A 15,662-nucleotide genomic window follows, 5' to 3' on the forward strand; every position below is an offset into this window, starting at 1 on the left:
CGGTCGGGATGCGGGGGTGGGAAGCCGGGGGAGCGATGTTCCCGGCTGGTGTCCAGGGGGGAAGGGGCGGCGGTGGGGGAGGCCGCCGCCCCGGCCAGCGGGATGCGGGGGAGCGGGGAGCAGGAGCCCGGGGGTGCGGCACCTGCGGACGGGGGAGGGAACGTCCCGAGGAGCGGCGTTCCGCGGCCGGCCTCGGCGAGCCGGACATCGTGCTGCGGACGGGACGCACGGTGCCGGGGCAGCCCGGGCCGGTGCCGCGGGACGGCCGGTTTCAGGCCGCTGCCGGGGCGGGGGCGGTGGACGCGGGCTGGTTCCGGTCCTCCTCGCCCACCGCGACGACCACCGACGCGCCCTCCGGCGGCGCCGCCAGGGCCGGTTCGCCGACGGTCACCTCGTCGGCGTATCCGGGACGTACCCGGGCGACGATCTCGGTGGTGCCGTCGGACACCACGATCTCCACGTCGTCGCCGAGGTGCGACTTGGACCGCACCGTGCCGCGGAAGACGTTGCCGGTGTCGGTCTCCTGGCCCTCGGGGTGGACGCGGACCAGCCGGGAGCGGACCGCGACAGTGACCCGGTCGCCCGGGGTGACCGGGCGGTCGACGGCCGCCCGCAGACGGTTTCCGCCCCCGGACAGCTCCACGGTGCACCTTCCGTTATGGGTCTCGGTGACCGTGCCGCGCAGGAAGTTGTCGAACCCGACGAACTCGCTGACGAAGGCCGTACGGGGCCGGACGAACACCTCGCGCGGCGGGCCCTGCTGCACGATGGTGCCCTGCTGCAGCACCGCGATGCGGTCGGCGAGACCTCCCGCGTCCTCCTTGTCGTGCGTCACGTACAGCGCGGTGGCACCGAGGTGCTGCTGGATGCGGCGGATCTCGCGGCGCATCTGGGACCGCAGGTTGGTGTCGAGGCTCGACAGCGGTTCGTCCAGCAGGAGCAGGCGGGGCCGGCCGACCACGGCGCGGGCCAGCGACACACGCTGCTGCTGCCCGCCGGACAGGGTGCCGGGGTAGGAGTCGGCGAAGTCGAGCAGACCGACCATCGAAAGCGCCTCACGGGTGCGTTCGGCGATCTCGCGGCGCTCGACCCGCTGCCGCTTCAGCGGGTAGGCGACGTTGTCGAACACGGTCTTGTGGGGCCACAGGGCGAAGCTCTGGAACACCATGCCCAGCTCGCGCTTCTCGGGCGGCAGGTTCAGCCTTCGCGCGCTGTCGTACACCGGCTCGTCACCCAGGCGGATGCTGCCCGACGTGGGGCTCTCGAGGCCGGCTATGGAGCGCAGCAGGGTGCTCTTGCCGCAGCCCGACGGGCCGAGCAGGCAGACGAACTCGCCGTCGGCGACCTCGAGGTCGACCCCGTCCAGGACGGTCTTGGCGCCGAAGGACTTGGTGACACCCCTGACGGAGATCCCAGTCATCGAACGTGCTCCTTCTCGGAGTTGGAGTGGGTGGCGGGGGTCGCCGCGCCCCCGGACCGGGCCCTTGGCAGCGCCAGTCGGATGAGGGCGCCGAGGGCAGTGAGGGCGAGGGCCAGCGCGGCCAGGCAGGCGGTGAAGACGACGTAGAGGGCCGAGGCCATCACCGGTTCGCCGTTGTTGTAGTAGGAGAAGCTGACGGTCGCGATCAGCTGGGTGTCGGTGGAACCCAGCAGGATCGGTACGTCGAGGATTCCGGACATCGTGATGCCGACCAGGAACCAGGCCGAGAGCAGGCTCGGCGACAGGATGCGTGCGGTCACCATGCCGATGGCGCGCAACGGGCTTCCGCCGAACACCCGGGCCGCTTCCTCCAGTTCGACCCCGATCTGGGAGAGCGGACCCTCCAGGGTGCGGGTGGCCAGCGGTGCGGTCGCCACGGCCAGGCCGATGACGAGCACCCAGATCGTGCCGTACAGGCTGCTGCCGCCGGGCGTGGTGAGCACGGACCACAGCAGGGCCAGCCCCAGGACGAGGCCGGGCATGGCGGCGGGAACCCACGAGGCGATCTGGACGAACCTGCCTGCCGCCGATCGCATCCGCACGAAGGCGTAGGCGATGACGAAGCCGAGCAGGACCGCCAGCGCGCCGCCGATCGCCGACACGGCGAGGGTGCTCTGCAGCGCCTTGACCACGGCGTCGTTCGCGAGCAGGGCCTCGATGTTGGCCGTGGTCAGCGTCGAGACACCGAGGTACGGCTGGAAGGCGCTGAGGACGATCTGGACGGTGGGGATCGCGAGGCCCACCAGCAGGAACAGGACGATCGCCACGGTGAGCGGGGTCCGGGCCCGGCCCGCCGGCCGCAGGCCTCCGGCCTTGGCACGTCCGCCGACGGAGGAGTAGGACCGTCCGCCGCCGGTCAGCCGCCACTGCAGGGTGACCAGGGCCGCCAGGATCAGCACGATCACCAGCGAGGCCACCGAGGCGGCGGCGTAGTCCGGCCGCAGCCCGCCGCGCAGGTAGTCGTAGATGTGGGTCGAGTAGACCTCGATGCCGGCGGGCACCCCGAGCATCGCGGGCGTCTCGAAGGCCTCCAGCCCCTTCACGAAGACGTACAGGGCGGCGGCGAGGATCGCGGGCATCAGCGCGGGCAGTTCGATACCGAAGAAGGCCCGCCCTCCCGAGGCCCCGCTGATCCGGGCGGCCTCCTCCAGGGCGGCGTTGCGGTTGCGGAAGGCGCCGACGACGACCAGGTAGGCCAGTGCGCCCGCCTTCAGCGCCGTGACCACGATGAGCCCGAACCAGCTGCGGGTCTCCAGCAGCGGAGCCAGCGAGCCGAGGCCCATCGCGGACAGCGACTTGTGGATCAGCCCCGACTCCCCGGCGCCGAGCATGGCCCACGCCAGGGCGTAGAGCACGGTCGGCATCGCGACGATCACCATCATCGCCGGAGTGATCCAGCGGCGGAGCGGAACGTCGAAGCGGGTGCTGACGGTCGCGAAGAAGATCGCGATCGCCATCGCGAAGAAGGTGATGACCAGCGCGTACACCAGGGAGGTGGCGAGGGCGCTCCATGTTTCGGGAGCGGTGAACACCCGGGTGACGCCCTCCATCGTCCAGCTCGGGCTCGCCCCGATCGGAGACGTCCTGAACGCCCCGTACACCAACATCACCAGAGGCCAGACAAACAGCCAGGTGAAGACGACGGCGCCGATCAACCGGGGGAGGTGCCGTACCAGGACTGCGCCGGGAACGGCCCTTCTGCCCGTGGCCGCGTCTGTGGCCGTGCTGCTCATCGTGGTCCTCCTCGAACAGTCGCAGCTGTACGGAGCTGTACGCATACCGTACGGGGGGTACGTCATCCGTACTGAGGGTGACATTAAGAGGCGGTTTCTGGCCCGTCAATCCCTTGTTTCCGAAAGGGGATTGCTGTAATGGGCGTGCGTCCGGCGGCAGGGTGGGTCCAGCAGTGGCTGGTCGCGGGTTCCCGTCAGGTCGGGTTCGTACAGGGCTGGTTCGTCTTCCTTGCTGGGAGGACATCGTTGTCCCGGCGGCATTCGCGCATCAGGACACGGGCCCCGCTCATGCTGGACGTAGCGGCCAACATGCCCCGTATCCAGAGGAGTTGCTCCTCGGAGACGTGTCGGGAGGATGACTTGTCCGAGTCCTGCGGGTGGACCTCGGCTCTGGCCGGGGCCTCCTCCTTGGCGAAGCCCTGTCCGCCCGCTGAGGTGCCATCGACGGCGAAGTTCCCCAAGGTCGGGAAGTTGGCGTTCGGGCAGGTCACGCAGAGATGGCGATGGACTTCCAGTGTGGGCAACGGAGGTCGTCGGTACGGGCGGTCGTCCAGGACCGCTTGTGTCGTAAGGAGCTTCGTTGCCCTCTCGTTGTGTCGTGCTGTCTCGACTGGCAGTCATCGCGTACGGTCACTCTGGTCGTGGGCCGCGTCGGGCCCGGCCGTTGTGACTGGTCGCGATAGATGACATCTGGTCGCGACGGCTGACACCCAAGGCACGAGCGAACCCCGCCACTAGACTCCGGCACCATGACGGCCGCCACTCCCGTATCGCCCATCCCAGTCGCGCCTGCCGGCCTGACCGACCGGGCCAGAAGGTTCGTCGAGGTGGACGGCGTTCGTGTTCCTCGGCAGGGCTTCGGGCGGCGCCGAGAGAGGTGGATCGAGCACGGGGTCCCGGCCGTGGAGATCGACCGGGCCACGGCCTTCCAGGACCGTTGGGGCGGTCTCGCGCTGCCGCCTGCCCCGTTCTACGAGGGCGGTCCGCACATCCTGGGCGCCGACTGTCCCGAGGGCTCGGCCGCTGAGGGCTGGTTGTTTCCGGCGGGGAGCTGTCGGGTGTCCATGGCCTACGGATTCATGATCGGCTCCGACGGCGCATTCGGGATAGATGCCTACCGCTGGACACCGCTGCATGCCAGCACAGACGGATGGGTGGAGTCCTTGGCGCTCGCCGCCCATGCCGGTCGCTGGGCCAAGACCGTGACAAGGATCAAGGGGAAGGCCGTCGAAGCATTGGACCTCGTCGGCTTCGAGCCGGTGCCCGAAGTACAGGGCGTAACGGACACCTGGTGGCGGGGCAAGGACTCGCTCATCGCCCTCTACCGAGGCGAGGCTGTCGGCATGGACGCTCCGCGATGCCTTGAAGCCCACGTCTACGGCGGCCTCGACGAGTGGGGGCTCCACGGCGGCTGATCGCCGACACCACCGAATCTCAGCACCTACTCGGCCGGGCGGCCCGCGCCATCGCGCATGCGCACTGCTTCGGGTGCCGACTGGTCGGCCGTAGTGCTCCGGTCCACGCGGCCGAGGCGTCTGGCTCCGCAGCGCCCCAGGGGGCGACCGCCGCGGTCGACGCGTCCTCCTGACGCGCTGTCAGGATGGTTAGCCTGCCGCGAGAGCGTCCAGCGCCGGTGCGATGACGGCGGGGGTGCGCTGCGGGATGCCCGGTCTGCCGTTCCAGGAAAGAAGCGAGTAGGGCGGGCTTCCGCAGGACCAGCTGTACGGGGCTCAGACCCGCCCCGCGCCCGTCTGCCAGAATCGCCGTATGGCCGACCACGACGCTTCCCGCGGCTACCTGCTGGACAACAGCCAGTCCGAGGCGGGGATCCGCTTCCAGGCCTTCGCCGAGCTTTTCGACCCCGTGACGTTCCGGCACGTCGACCGACTGGGCATCGGGGCCGGCATGCGGTGCTGGGAGGTCGGTGCCGGTGGCACCTCCGTACCCCTCGGGCTGGCCGAGCGGGTCGGCCCGGGAGGTCGGGTGGTCGCCACCGATATCGACGTGTCCTGGACCCGGGACGTCGACGGTGGCGTGATCGACGTGCTGCGGCACGACGTGGCGGCCGACGCGCCGCCGCCCGGCGGCTTCGACCTGGTGCACGCCCGGCTCGTGCTGGTGCACGTCGCCGACCGTGCCGAGGCGCTGCGGCGGATGGTTCAGGCGCTGCGGCCCGGTGGTTGGCTGCTCCTGGAGGACGCCGACCCGGGGCTGCAGCCGCTGCTCTGCCCGGACGAGTCCGGTCCTGAGCAGCAGCTCGCGAACCGGCTGCGATCCGGCTTCCGCGCCTTGATGGCGGCACGTGGCGCGGATCTCGCGTACGGCCGGACGCTGCCCCGGCTGCTGCGTGAGGCCGGGCTCGACGACGTTCAGGCCGACGCGTACTTCCCGATCACCTCGCCGGCCTGCACCGTTCTCGAGGCCGCGACCGTGCGGCAGATCCGCGGTCGTCTGGTGGCGGAGGGGCTCGCCACCGACGAGGAGATCGACCGCCATCTGGCAAACGTCGCCACCGGGCGCCTCGATCTGGCCACCGCGCCGATGATCTCCGCGTGGGGACGCCGCCCGTAACACCGTCCTGACGGTGCCGGGCGGGCGCCGTTCCGTCAGCCGCTCACTGCTGTCGTCGTGAACAGGTCGCCGCAGACGAGGAGTTGGGGGTTGGCCAGGGTCAGCGCCTCCCGGGAACCGGGCGGGTAGACCCGGAGATAGTCGGGCCGGTCCCAGCACCCCGAGCCCTTGATCCCTCGGTTGAGGGTGTGCAGGGTGACCTCGGCCGAGTCTCCGGCCTTGATGACGGTGGTCCGGCCGGCGGCGCCCTCGCGTTCGGCGGGTTCGCCGATCACGCTGCCGTCGCGCCTGATCAGGGAGACCCCGGGGAAGCCGGTCAGGGTGCAGGAGGCCGAGGACTTGTTCACCAGCGTGAGCCGGTAGTGGACCTGGCCCGCGCCCGTGTCGCCCTGCTTCAGGCTCATGGAGAGCGCCTTGGTCGTGCAGCGCCCCGGACCGCTGCCGGTGGCCGGGGCGGACGTGGCGGGCGTGACGGCCGAGGCGCTCGGGGTGGCGGTGCCGGCGGGATCCGGTTCGCCCGGCGCGATGGGCGCACCCGGTGCGGTGCTCTCGGCGGCCGGGCCGGTCGATCCCGTGGAGACGGCCGAGGGGGAGTCCTTGTCCTTGCAGCCGACGGCGCCCGCGGCGAGGGCCACGACCGCCACCGGGACGAGGGCGTACCGGCAAAGCCCGCGCCTGCTCCCGGCGGGGCCGCGGGTGCGCGGACGGAAGGAACGTGCGGACGGTGGGGTGGGGGGTCGCACAGTGGAGTCCATGGTTCCCGCCTGCTCGCTCCCGCACCTTTTGAATCATCCAGGACCGTGCGAGTCGGAGCGGGGCGGGGCGCCCGAGGGGTGAGCCCGAGCCGTCCCGGCAGCGGCCGGGACGGCTCACGTCGTGCTCGCGCTCAGCCGACGGTGCACGGATCGAGCACCGCCGGTCCGGTGCTGGCCCGGACCTCCTCGGCGGTGACGTCCGGGGCGAGTTCGACCAGGCGCAGGCCGTCGGGGGTGACGTCCAGGACGCACAGATCGGTGATGATCCGCTGGACGACGCCCCTGCCGGTGTAGGGCAGGGAACACTCCTCGACGATCTTGAACGTGCCGTCCCGTGCCACATGCTCCATCAGGACGACGACCTTCCTGGCACCGTGGACCAGGTCCATCGCCCCGCCCATGCCCTTGACCATCTTTCCGGGGATCATCCAGTTGGCGATGTCGCCGGTGGCGGACACCTGCATCGCGCCCAGGACGGCCGCGTCGATCTTGCCGCCGCGGATCATCCCGAAGGACAGCGCCGAGTCGAAGAAGCTCGCGCCACGGCGTACCGTCACGGTCTCCTTGCCGGCGTTGACGAGGTCGGGGTCGACCTCGTCCTCGGTCGGGTAGCGGCCCGTGCCGAGGATGCCGTTCTCCGACTGCAGCACCAGCTCCACGTCGTCGGGGACGTGGTTCGGGATGAGTGTCGGGAGCCCGATGCCGAGGTTGACGTAGTCGCCGTCCTCGAGTTCCCGGGCCGCGCGTGCGGCCATCTGCTCACGGGTCCAGCTCATGCGTGTGCACCCTCCTCACTCATGCCCGCACCGTCCTCTTCTCGATCCGTTTCTCGGCGGCCTGATCCGAGGTCAGGGCGACGACCCGGTGGACGTAGACGCCGGGGAGGTGGACCGCGTCGGGGCCGATGTCGCCGGGTTCGACCAGGTGCTCGACCTCGGCGATCGTGGTCCGGCCGCACATCGCCGCGAGCGGATTGAAGTTGCGGGCCGCGTCCTTGAACACGAGGTTGCCGTGCCGGTCGCCCTTCCAGGCCCGTACCAGCCCGAAGTCGGCCACGATGGCGCGTTCGAGGACGTGGTCGAGGCCGTCGAAGGTCTCCACCGTCTTGGCGGGGGAGGTGATCTCGACGCTGCCGTCGGCGGCGTACTTCCAGGGCATGCCGCCCTCGGCGACCTGGGTGCCCACACCGGTGCGGGTGTAGAACGCCGCGATGCCGGAGCCGCCCGCGCGCATCCGCTCCGCGAGCGTGCCCTGCGGAGTCAGCTCGACCTCCAACTCCCCGGCGAGATACTGCCGGGCGAACTCCTTGTTCTCCCCGACGTACGAGGCCACCACCCGGCGCAGTCGGCCCGCGCCGAGCAGGATGCCCAGCCCCCAGTCGTCGACGCCGGCGTTGTTGGACACCGTTTCGAGCGCGTCGACGCCGGCCTCCAACAGGGCCTGGATCAGTACCGCCGGGATGCCGCACAGTCCGAAGCCGCCCACGGCGAGGGTGCTGCCCGAGGGGATGTCGACGACCGCCTCGGCGGCCGAGGCCACGACCTTGTCCATCACGCCGCCCCTGCAGCCGGGGTGAGACGGTCCCGCAGCGCCTGGGGGACCGGGGCCGGGCGGCCGTCGGCGTCGACGTGGACGACGGTGTGTTCGCCGCGTACGCAGATGCCGGTCGGGCCGCTGACGATCCAGGTGTAGGTGATCGAGCTGTTCCCGACGTGTTCGACCTCCAGGCCGAGGGCGTACTCGTCCCCGGCGAGGAGCGGCCGGTGGTACGAGGCCGCCGTCGCGCGACGGGGGAACCTGCCGATGTCGATGCCCGGGAGCACCGAGCGGTACAGCGCGTGCTCGGTGTTCTCCGCCCACCGGTACGCGGCGGTGTAGTGGAACCGGCCGGAGGCGTCGGTGTCGGACCAGGCGACGACGCCGGATGTGTGGTGGACGCTCATGCCGCCACCTCGTCGAGCTGCTTGAGTCCCAGCATTTCGCGCGCCTCGCTCGGGGTGGCGATCTCGTAGCCGAGTTCGCGGATGATCCGCACGGCACGTTCGGCGAGTTCCAGGTTGGTCGCGAGCCGGCCGCGTGAGTAGTAGAGGTTGTCCTCCAGGCCCACCCGCATATGGCCGCCGAGGAGCAGTCCGTGCGTCGTCGCCGGGAGTTGGGTCGGCCCGATGCCGGAGACCCCCCACACCGTTCCCTCCGGCAGGTGCTCCACGAGGAGTTGGAGGATCTTGGGGGTGTACGGCAGGCCACCCTGGAACCCCCGCTGTCCGCCGAGCACGATGTTGCAGTAGTACGGCTGGGAGTCCAGGCCCTCGGCGGTCAGGGTGGTGAAGTCGGACAGGATGTGCCCGAGGTTGAAGACCTCCCACTCCGGTTTGATGCCCCGCTTGATCATCTCCTCCAGCAGCCAGCGGGAGCGCTTCGGGGTGGTGGTGACGAGGTACTCCCGTTCGGGGGTGCTGGCCGTGATCGTGTGCGAGTCGAGGGTGGCCATCTCGCAGCCCACGCCCTCGATGCCCTTGATCCGCTGGTGCCAGTCGAGTTCCCAGAGCTCGTCGTTGAGCCGGACCGGCATGTCGCCGTGGATGCCGCCGCCGGTGGAGTTGTTGATGACGATGTCGGTCCGGGCCCGGATCAGCGTGTTGATCTCGGAGTAGACGTCGGGGTCGCAGGTGGCCAGGCCGTCCTCGCGGCGGGCGTGGACGGCCACCACACTGGCGCCGACCTCCCAGCAGCGGGCCACGTCGTCGGCGATCTCCTGCGGGGTGACCGGGAGGTGGGGGCTCTGCTCCTTGGTGGCCATGCCGCCGGTCGGGGCGATGGTCAGGATGATCTTGCGGCTCATCGGTGGTCTCCCGCGGTGGTGCCGACGGTGTCGAGCGAGGCGAGGGCGAGTTCGAGGTCGAGTTCGAGGTCGTGGAACGGCTCCTGGTCGCGGAGGTGTACGTCGACCGCGAGCAGGGCCCCGGTCCTCGGGCAGGCCCAGCCGGTGACCGTCAGGTCGGCGTGGAGGGTCGCGCCGACGGAGGGCGGCAGCGTCAGGGCGAACCGGTGGGCTCCCTCGCGCCACCTGGTTGAGCCGGAGGAGAGCACCACGCCCTCCGCGGTGCGCACCTGGAGCTCCCCGGTGGCCGCGTCCCTGGCCAGGAGGAGCCGGTCGCCGAGTCGTACCGCGTCGTCGGGAACTGCCTCGGTGACCGCCACCGGGTCCACGACGGCGGCCGGTTCGACGCCCAGCCGGGCAGCCCGCTGGGCGCGGCGGGTGGTGGAGGTGGCCGCCGCGTCGACGGACCCGCCGTCCTCGGAGAGGGCCACGCCGTAGGTCTTCCGGGCCTCCTCCGCCGTGACCAGGCCGTAGTGGATGTCGGCCAGGACGTGGGCGGGGTCGCGGTCCAGCGGGTCGCCGATGCCGCCGCCGCCCTGCCAGGTCACCTCGAACAGGTCCGCCGGGGTGATCGGGAAGGATCCCGGCTTCGGCCCGAGGTTGCGGGACTCCCCACCGCCGGCCCGGAACCGCTGGCTGACCATGGCGCCGGGCAGGCCGCCGCCGAGCCCGACGGAGTTCGGCACCTCGGCGCCGTGCGTCATCACCAGCGCCTCGGCCCGCGGCACGGAGACGGTGATGCCGACCTCGGCCCCGAGGCCACCACGGCGGCGACCGGCACCGCCGGTGCCGTGGGCGAGACGCCGGTAGCGGTAGAAGAGCGGGGTCTTCTGCTCGTTGACCTCCACATCGGCGATCGAGGGGCACGGGGCGTTGATCGGACCGGCGGCGTTCTGCCCGTCGTGGTCGGCGAAGGCGCCGAAGCCCCCGGCCAGCGGGTCCATCAGATGGAGACCGAAGACCTTTCCGTGCCGGTCGCGCCCGGAGAGGTTGAACGTCGCCATCGTGCCGCTGCTGACCGCCTGGGCGCGGTGCGCGTACGTCGGCGAGGCGAGCAGCAGCCGGTTCAGCGCCGCGGAGACGACGTTGCTGACCGTCCACACCGCCTCGACGGTGGCGGACCCGACCGGTGCCGGCGGTACGGCGGTGCAGACCAGCCCGTCCGGCGCCGAGATCCGCACCGGGCGCAACAGGCCCTCGTTCCACGGAATCCCGAAGCCCAGGGTGGGAATCACCGCACCCGCGACGCCCCCGGTGAGGCCGGCCCGGGAGGAGTTCACGAAACCGTTCGCCTGGGGCGAGGAACCGGAGAAGTCGAAGTGCAGGTCGTCACCGCGCTTGGTCAGCACGCAGTCGATGACGAAGAGGACGTTCTTCTTGCCGTCGTGTTCGAGGAAGTCGCGGGTGTGGACGACCCCGTCCGGCAGTTCACGCAGACGGGCGCGCATCAGCGCCTCGGCGTCGTCGACCATCGTGTGCATCACCGAGAGCACGGTCGACTTGCCGTAGCGGCGGGAGAGTTCGGTGAGTCGCTCGGCCGCGACGTTCAGCGTGGCGATGAACGCCCGGATGTCGAGGCCCACTTCGGCCGGAAGGCGCGAAGCGGTGAGGATCATGTCGAGTACGTCCTCCCGCAGTTCACCGCCGTCGACCAGCTTGACGGCCGGGATGCGCAGACCCTCCTGCCACACCTCGGTGGCCTTGGGCGACCACGACGCGAAGTCCATGCCGCCGATGTCGGTCTCGTGCGCCATCACGCCGGCCCAGCCGAGCAGTTCACCGTCCACGATCAGGGGCGCGCACATCTGTACGTCGTTCTGGTGCAGTGCGCCGATGAACGGGTCGTTGCCGATGATGCGGTCGCCGTCCTTGAGCGCTTTGCCGTTGCTCAGCAGGTGCCGGATCAGCGACCCCACCGGGGGCGCCTCGAAGGTCACCTGGTGGCCCATCGTGACGAACGAGCCGTCCGGCAGGTAGATGCCGGTGAAGAAGTCGCTCGCCTCGGTCACGGTCGGGCTGCCACTGACCGACTGCAGCGCGAGCCGCATCTGGTCGGTGATGGCGATGAGGCGGCTGCGGACGACCTGGCGGATCACCGGGTCCGTGCTGGCGCCGTCCAACGAGACGGCGGTGGCGTCGATAGCGGTGGTCATGTCAGTTCACCTTCACATGGATGAGGCCGAGTGCGTCGGTGGTGGCGACCCCGTCCGGAGGGACCACCACGACGCACCCCGGGAGCTGGACGAGCGCGGGACCGGCGATCTCCTGACCGGCCGCGGGCCTGCGGACGGTGTACACGGCGGTTTCGTCGGGCCGTTCGGGGTCGTCGAAGACGACCGGACGGGTTCCGAGCAGGGTGAAGGGCTCGCCCGTGCCGTGGCCCTGCGCACCGGCCGCGGGCAGGGCCGCCACCGAGCGGACCGAGAGGATCTCGAACCCGGCTTCCCGGAAGCCGGATCCCTTGCCCCACAGCTGCTCGTACTCCTTCTCGAAGCAGCGCAGGAGCTCCTCGACGGCAGCCCGGTCGGGCAGGCCGGTCACGGTGACGTCGACGTGGTGGGCCTGGCCGAAGTAGCGGATGGACGCCGTGTGGGTGACCGTGCCGAGGCCGGGCTCGGGGAGGGCCGCGAGGGCCCGGGCACTGGTGTCGGCCAGTGCCTCGGCGATGACCCGCGCGTCCTCGGCGTCCGGTCCGGCCTCGGCGAGCACCCTCCGGTAGCAGGTGCGGGAGGACGTGGTCCTGAGGTCGGAGGTACCGGCGCCGAAAGCCGACTGAGCCGTCGCGGTCGGCGGCACGATGAAGCCGGCCAGACCCGCCTCACGGCACAGCGCCCAGGCGTGCGACGGACCCGATCCGCCACCCGCGACCAGGGTGAACTCCCGAGGGTCGTGGCCCCGTTCGATGGTGACGGCACGCAGCAGGTCGGCCATGGCGTTGTCGAAGACCACACGGATCGCCCGCGCCGCCTCGACGGCGGTCAGCCCGAGGGGCGTTCCGACCTTCTCCGCGATGGCCCGCTTCGCGGCCTCGCGGTCCAGGACGATGCCGCCGCTGCCGAACTGCTCCGGGTCCAGCACCCCGAGCACCAGGTCGGCGTCGGTGGTGGTCGGCTCGGTGCCGCCCTTTCCGTAGCAGACCGGTCCGGGCTCGGCACCGGCGCTGCGCGGACCGACGCTGAGCACACCGCCCTCGACCGCCGCGATCGAACCGCCACCGGCGCCGATCGAGGCGATGTCGATGCTCGGTACGCGCATGTCGGCGCCGCCGAAGGTGACCGCGTCGCTCATCAGCGCGACACCGCCCGCGATGACCCCGACGTCGAAGCTGGTGCCGCCGACGTCCATGGTCAGGACGTTCGGGGTGGCGAGTTCCGCCCCGAGCTTCTGACCGGCCACGACGCAGGACGCCGGACCGGAGAGCAGGTTCGACACCGGCCGCTCGGTGACCGTCCGCGCCGGGACCACACCCCCGGCGCTCGTCGTCATCATGATGGGGGCGGTCATGCCGAGCGCGGCCAGCCGCTCCTCCAGGAGGGTGAGATAACGCCCCTGGACCGGCCCGAGGGCCGCGTTCGCCACCGTGGTCGAGGCGCGGGCGTACTCACCCACCGACGGGGCGATCTCGTGGGAGAGGGAGAGGAAGACGCCGGGCAGCTCCTGCCGGACCAGCTGGGCGACGGCGCGTTCGTGGGCCGGATTCTCCGTCGCCCACAACAGACAGACGGCGACGGCCTCCACGCCGATCTCACGCAGCCTGCCGATCGCTTCGAGCACGCTGCTCTCGTCCAGAGGGGTGCGTACGACGCCGTCCGCGTCGATGCGCTCCTCGATCTCGACGACCTGGGTGCGGGGCACCAACGGCGCTACCTGGCCGCGCAGATGGTAGTCGCCCAGGTCCAGGCCCTGGAGCCCGGCCGTGCCGCGGCGCAGCCGGCCGATCTCCAGGACGTCACCGAAACCGGCGGTCGTGAGGAGACCCGTCCTGGCCGAGCGCCCGGTCAGCAGCGCGTTCAGGCCGACCGTGGTGCCGTGCCCGAACCGGGTCACCCGGGAGCACAGCTCGGCGGTGTCCAGACCGACGGTCTCGGCGGCCAGGTGCACGGCGTCGATCACGCCCGTCACCACGTCGGACGTGGTGGGGGACTTGCACACCCAGGACTCGCCGTCCGGGGACCGGAGCCACAGGTCGGTGAACGTGCCACCGACGTCGGTGCCGATCGCCCAGCCGGAGGTGGGGGATGGAGTGGTCATGGCTCCCTTTCAGAGTCGGTCGGCGACCCAGTCGGCGATGTAGTGCGCGGGAACGGCCTCGTTGTCCGCGCCGGCGTGCGACGCACCGCCCTCGGCCCGGCTGAACACCTTGAAGCGGCGGTCGGGACTGTTCACGGCGTGCTCGTACTCGGGCACCGCGAACTCCATCGGGATCTGCCGGTCGTCCTCGCCGTGGGTGACGAGGAAGGGAACGGTGATCTGCTCGACCACGCCCTCCAGCGTCATGCTCGGGGCGAAGGCCATGAAGTCGTCGAGGCTGTCTTTGCCGAACACCCACTGCACGTGGTCCCAGTAGTGCGGCACGGGGTTCTCGCCCTCGCGCTGCAGGCGGCGCTTCTGGAGCTCGCCCCAGTTGTAGTTGGCCCCCCAGACCGCGCAGAGCTTGAAGCGCTTCTCGAACGCGGCCGCGCGCGGGGCGTAGTAGCCGCCGAGCGACACACCGCTCATCCCGATGCGGGCGCCGTCGACATCCGGCCGCCGCTCCAGGTAGTCGACCGCCGCACTCGCCCAGCGCTCGCTGTCGTGGACCGCCGCAAGGCCGCGCTCACGGAGCGAGGCGCCGGTGCCCGGTTGGTCGACGCAGAGCGTCGCGATGCCCCGACGCGCCAGCTGGCGGGGGAGGCCCAGCCGGAACAGCATCTCCTTCATCGAGTCCAGGCCGTTGCAGAAGACCATCACCGGGTATCCGCCCGCCGGGGGCTCGCCGTCGGCGGGGACGAACAGCGCGGGGTACGAGGTGCCCTCGTAGGGGATCTCGACGAACTCGGCGCGTTCACCGCCGTGTTCGACGGCGAGCCGGAACGCCTCCACGGACGTGCGGTAGGCCGCCTGGCGGGGTGCGTAGTGCCGGCTCTGCATGCGCTCGGCGACCAGGTAGTAGACCGAGGCGCGGGCGTAACGCGCACCGGCCGACAGAGGATGGCCCTCGGCGAGATCCTGCTCGGCGCGTTGGAGGAGTCCGTCGGCGAAGGTGCACCACGACTGGAAGAACTTCTCGGTACCGGCGTCGTCGCCGTCCTTCGCCGCGTCGACGAGCGGGGCGCAGATCTGGTCGATCTCGCCGATCTGGCCACCGCAGTTCATCGCGATGCTGACCGACAGGCTCCAGACGTAGTTGGTCGGAAAGTAACGGAACACGGGTCACTTCCCCACACGGTCGGCGGCACCGTTGCTGATCACGGCACGGTTGAACACGCCCTGGTCGGCGACGATCGTCTGGCCGGTCATGGTGGTGTTGTGCCGCGAGGCCAGGTACGCGTAGAGCGGCGCGTAGTCCTCCGGGGTCGGCAGGGTGGGCAGGAGGGCGAGGCTGAGGAACTGCGACTCGAAGTCCTCCTTGGGGATGTCGGACTGCTTGTTGTTCTCCAGGCCCAGCGCACGCGGGCCGCGGAGCTGGCTGTTGGCGATGCCGGACGGGGCGACGCCGTTGACCCGCACCCTCGGCGCGAACTCGAACGCGAGCTGGTTGACCACACTGCGCACCGCACCCTTGGCAGCGGTGTAGAAGAGCCCGCCGCCGTCCGCGGCGTAGGCGGCGGTGGAGGAGGTCAGCACGATAGAGCCGCCGGTCTTCTCCAGGTCGTCGACGAAGACCTTGGCGGCCAGGATGTAGCCGAGGACGTCGACGTGGAACACCTCGTCGAAGAGCGATCCGACCCGGTCGAGGGGGACGTCGCGCAGCGGGATGTTGCCGTCGAAGATGCCCTGGGCACCCACGAGGGCGTCGATGCGGCCGAAGCGGTCCAGGACCGCCTGCCGGCAGGCGGCGAGGTCCTCGGTGCGGGTGACGTCACCCTGGACGAGGAGCGCATCGTCGCCGAACTCGGCCTTGAGACCGGTGAGTTTGTCGGCGGAGATCTCCATGATGGCGACCTGGGCGCCCTCGCCGATGAAGTGGCGGGCGATCCCGAGGCCGAGGCCGGAGCCGCCGCCGGTGATGAGGACGACGTGGTTGTCGAGCATCTGCATGG

General features: G+C 70.9%; 14 protein-coding genes. 2 read left to right on the plus strand and 12 right to left on the minus strand.

All coding sequences use genetic code 11. The features are described 5' to 3' along the window. Positions 1 to 271 precede the first annotated feature (271 nt). The 3 genes from AB0L71_RS08170 to AB0L71_RS08180 all read right to left on the minus strand — a co-directional run bounded on the left by AB0L71_RS08170 (position 272) and on the right by AB0L71_RS08180 (position 3,704). Positions 272 to 1,420, minus strand: a complete 1,149-nt coding sequence (locus AB0L71_RS08170; protein ID WP_365239479.1) for an ABC transporter ATP-binding protein — start codon at positions 1,418 to 1,420, stop codon at positions 272 to 274. Continuing rightward, positions 1,417 to 3,213: an iron ABC transporter permease gene (locus AB0L71_RS08175; protein ID WP_365239482.1), complete on the minus strand. Its 1,797-nt coding sequence runs from the start codon at positions 3,211 to 3,213 to the stop codon at positions 1,417 to 1,419. Before AB0L71_RS08175 ends, AB0L71_RS08170 begins: the two co-directional genes overlap by 4 nt. A gap of 194 nt (positions 3,214 to 3,407) precedes the next feature. Beyond that, a complete protein-coding gene (locus AB0L71_RS08180) occupies positions 3,408 to 3,704 on the minus strand; it encodes a hypothetical protein (protein WP_365239485.1) in 297 nt (98 codons plus the stop codon). A 258-nt stretch (positions 3,705 to 3,962) separates the two neighbouring features. Between AB0L71_RS08180 and AB0L71_RS08185 the strand changes: the two genes are divergently transcribed. Further along, positions 3,963 to 4,628, plus strand: coding sequence for a hypothetical protein (locus tag AB0L71_RS08185; RefSeq protein ID WP_365239488.1), 666 nt, complete (start codon positions 3,963 to 3,965; stop codon positions 4,626 to 4,628). Between the two features lie 352 nt (positions 4,629 to 4,980). Further along, positions 4,981 to 5,784 (plus strand): methyltransferase domain-containing protein, encoded by an 804-nt coding sequence (locus tag AB0L71_RS08190; RefSeq protein ID WP_365239490.1) that lies wholly within the window; start codon positions 4,981 to 4,983, stop codon positions 5,782 to 5,784. 35 nt (positions 5,785 to 5,819) lie between these two features. On the opposite strand, the gene AB0L71_RS08195 is transcribed toward AB0L71_RS08190, so the two are convergent. The 9 genes from AB0L71_RS08195 to AB0L71_RS08235 all read right to left on the minus strand — a co-directional run bounded on the left by AB0L71_RS08195 (position 5,820) and on the right by AB0L71_RS08235 (position 15,660). Continuing rightward, positions 5,820 to 6,428: a DUF4232 domain-containing protein gene (locus AB0L71_RS08195; protein WP_365239493.1), complete on the minus strand. Its 609-nt coding sequence runs from the start codon at positions 6,426 to 6,428 to the stop codon at positions 5,820 to 5,822. 242 nt (positions 6,429 to 6,670) lie between these two features. After that, positions 6,671 to 7,315: a CoA transferase subunit B gene (locus AB0L71_RS08200; RefSeq protein ID WP_365239495.1), complete on the minus strand. Its 645-nt coding sequence runs from the start codon at positions 7,313 to 7,315 to the stop codon at positions 6,671 to 6,673. A 19-nt stretch (positions 7,316 to 7,334) separates the two neighbouring features. Next, a complete protein-coding gene (locus AB0L71_RS08205; RefSeq protein WP_365239497.1) occupies positions 7,335 to 8,090 on the minus strand; it encodes a CoA transferase subunit A in 756 nt (251 codons plus the stop codon). After that, the gene (locus AB0L71_RS08210) at positions 8,090 to 8,482 is read right to left on the minus strand and encodes a thioesterase family protein (protein WP_365239500.1); all 393 of its coding nucleotides are present in this window, start codon (positions 8,480 to 8,482) and stop codon (positions 8,090 to 8,092) included. The genes AB0L71_RS08205 and AB0L71_RS08210 overlap by 1 nt, the downstream gene beginning before the upstream one ends. Further along, the gene (locus AB0L71_RS08215) at positions 8,479 to 9,381 is read right to left on the minus strand and encodes a 3-keto-5-aminohexanoate cleavage protein (protein ID WP_365239502.1); all 903 of its coding nucleotides are present in this window, start codon (positions 9,379 to 9,381) and stop codon (positions 8,479 to 8,481) included. The genes AB0L71_RS08210 and AB0L71_RS08215 overlap by 4 nt, the downstream gene beginning before the upstream one ends. Then, a complete protein-coding gene (locus tag AB0L71_RS08220) occupies positions 9,378 to 11,573 on the minus strand; it encodes a hydantoinase B/oxoprolinase family protein (RefSeq protein WP_365239504.1) in 2,196 nt (731 codons plus the stop codon). The genes AB0L71_RS08215 and AB0L71_RS08220 overlap by 4 nt, the downstream gene beginning before the upstream one ends. A 1-nt stretch (position 11,574) precedes the next feature. Beyond that, positions 11,575 to 13,671, minus strand: a complete 2,097-nt coding sequence (locus AB0L71_RS08225) for a hydantoinase/oxoprolinase family protein (protein ID WP_365239507.1) — start codon at positions 13,669 to 13,671, stop codon at positions 11,575 to 11,577. A 9-nt stretch (positions 13,672 to 13,680) separates the two neighbouring features. Continuing rightward, complete coding sequence (locus tag AB0L71_RS08230; RefSeq protein ID WP_365239508.1) at positions 13,681 to 14,829, minus strand: alpha/beta fold hydrolase; 1,149 nt, start codon at positions 14,827 to 14,829, stop codon at positions 13,681 to 13,683. Positions 14,830 to 14,832: 3 nt separating this feature from the next. After that, positions 14,833 to 15,660, minus strand: a complete 828-nt coding sequence (locus tag AB0L71_RS08235) for an SDR family oxidoreductase (RefSeq protein ID WP_365239511.1) — start codon at positions 15,658 to 15,660, stop codon at positions 14,833 to 14,835. Between the last annotated feature and the right edge of the window lie 2 nt (positions 15,661 to 15,662).

The sequence above is a fragment of the Streptomyces sp. NPDC052052 genome (assembly GCF_040680455.1).
Taxonomy (GTDB): Bacteria; Actinomycetota; Actinomycetes; order Streptomycetales; family Streptomycetaceae; genus Streptomyces.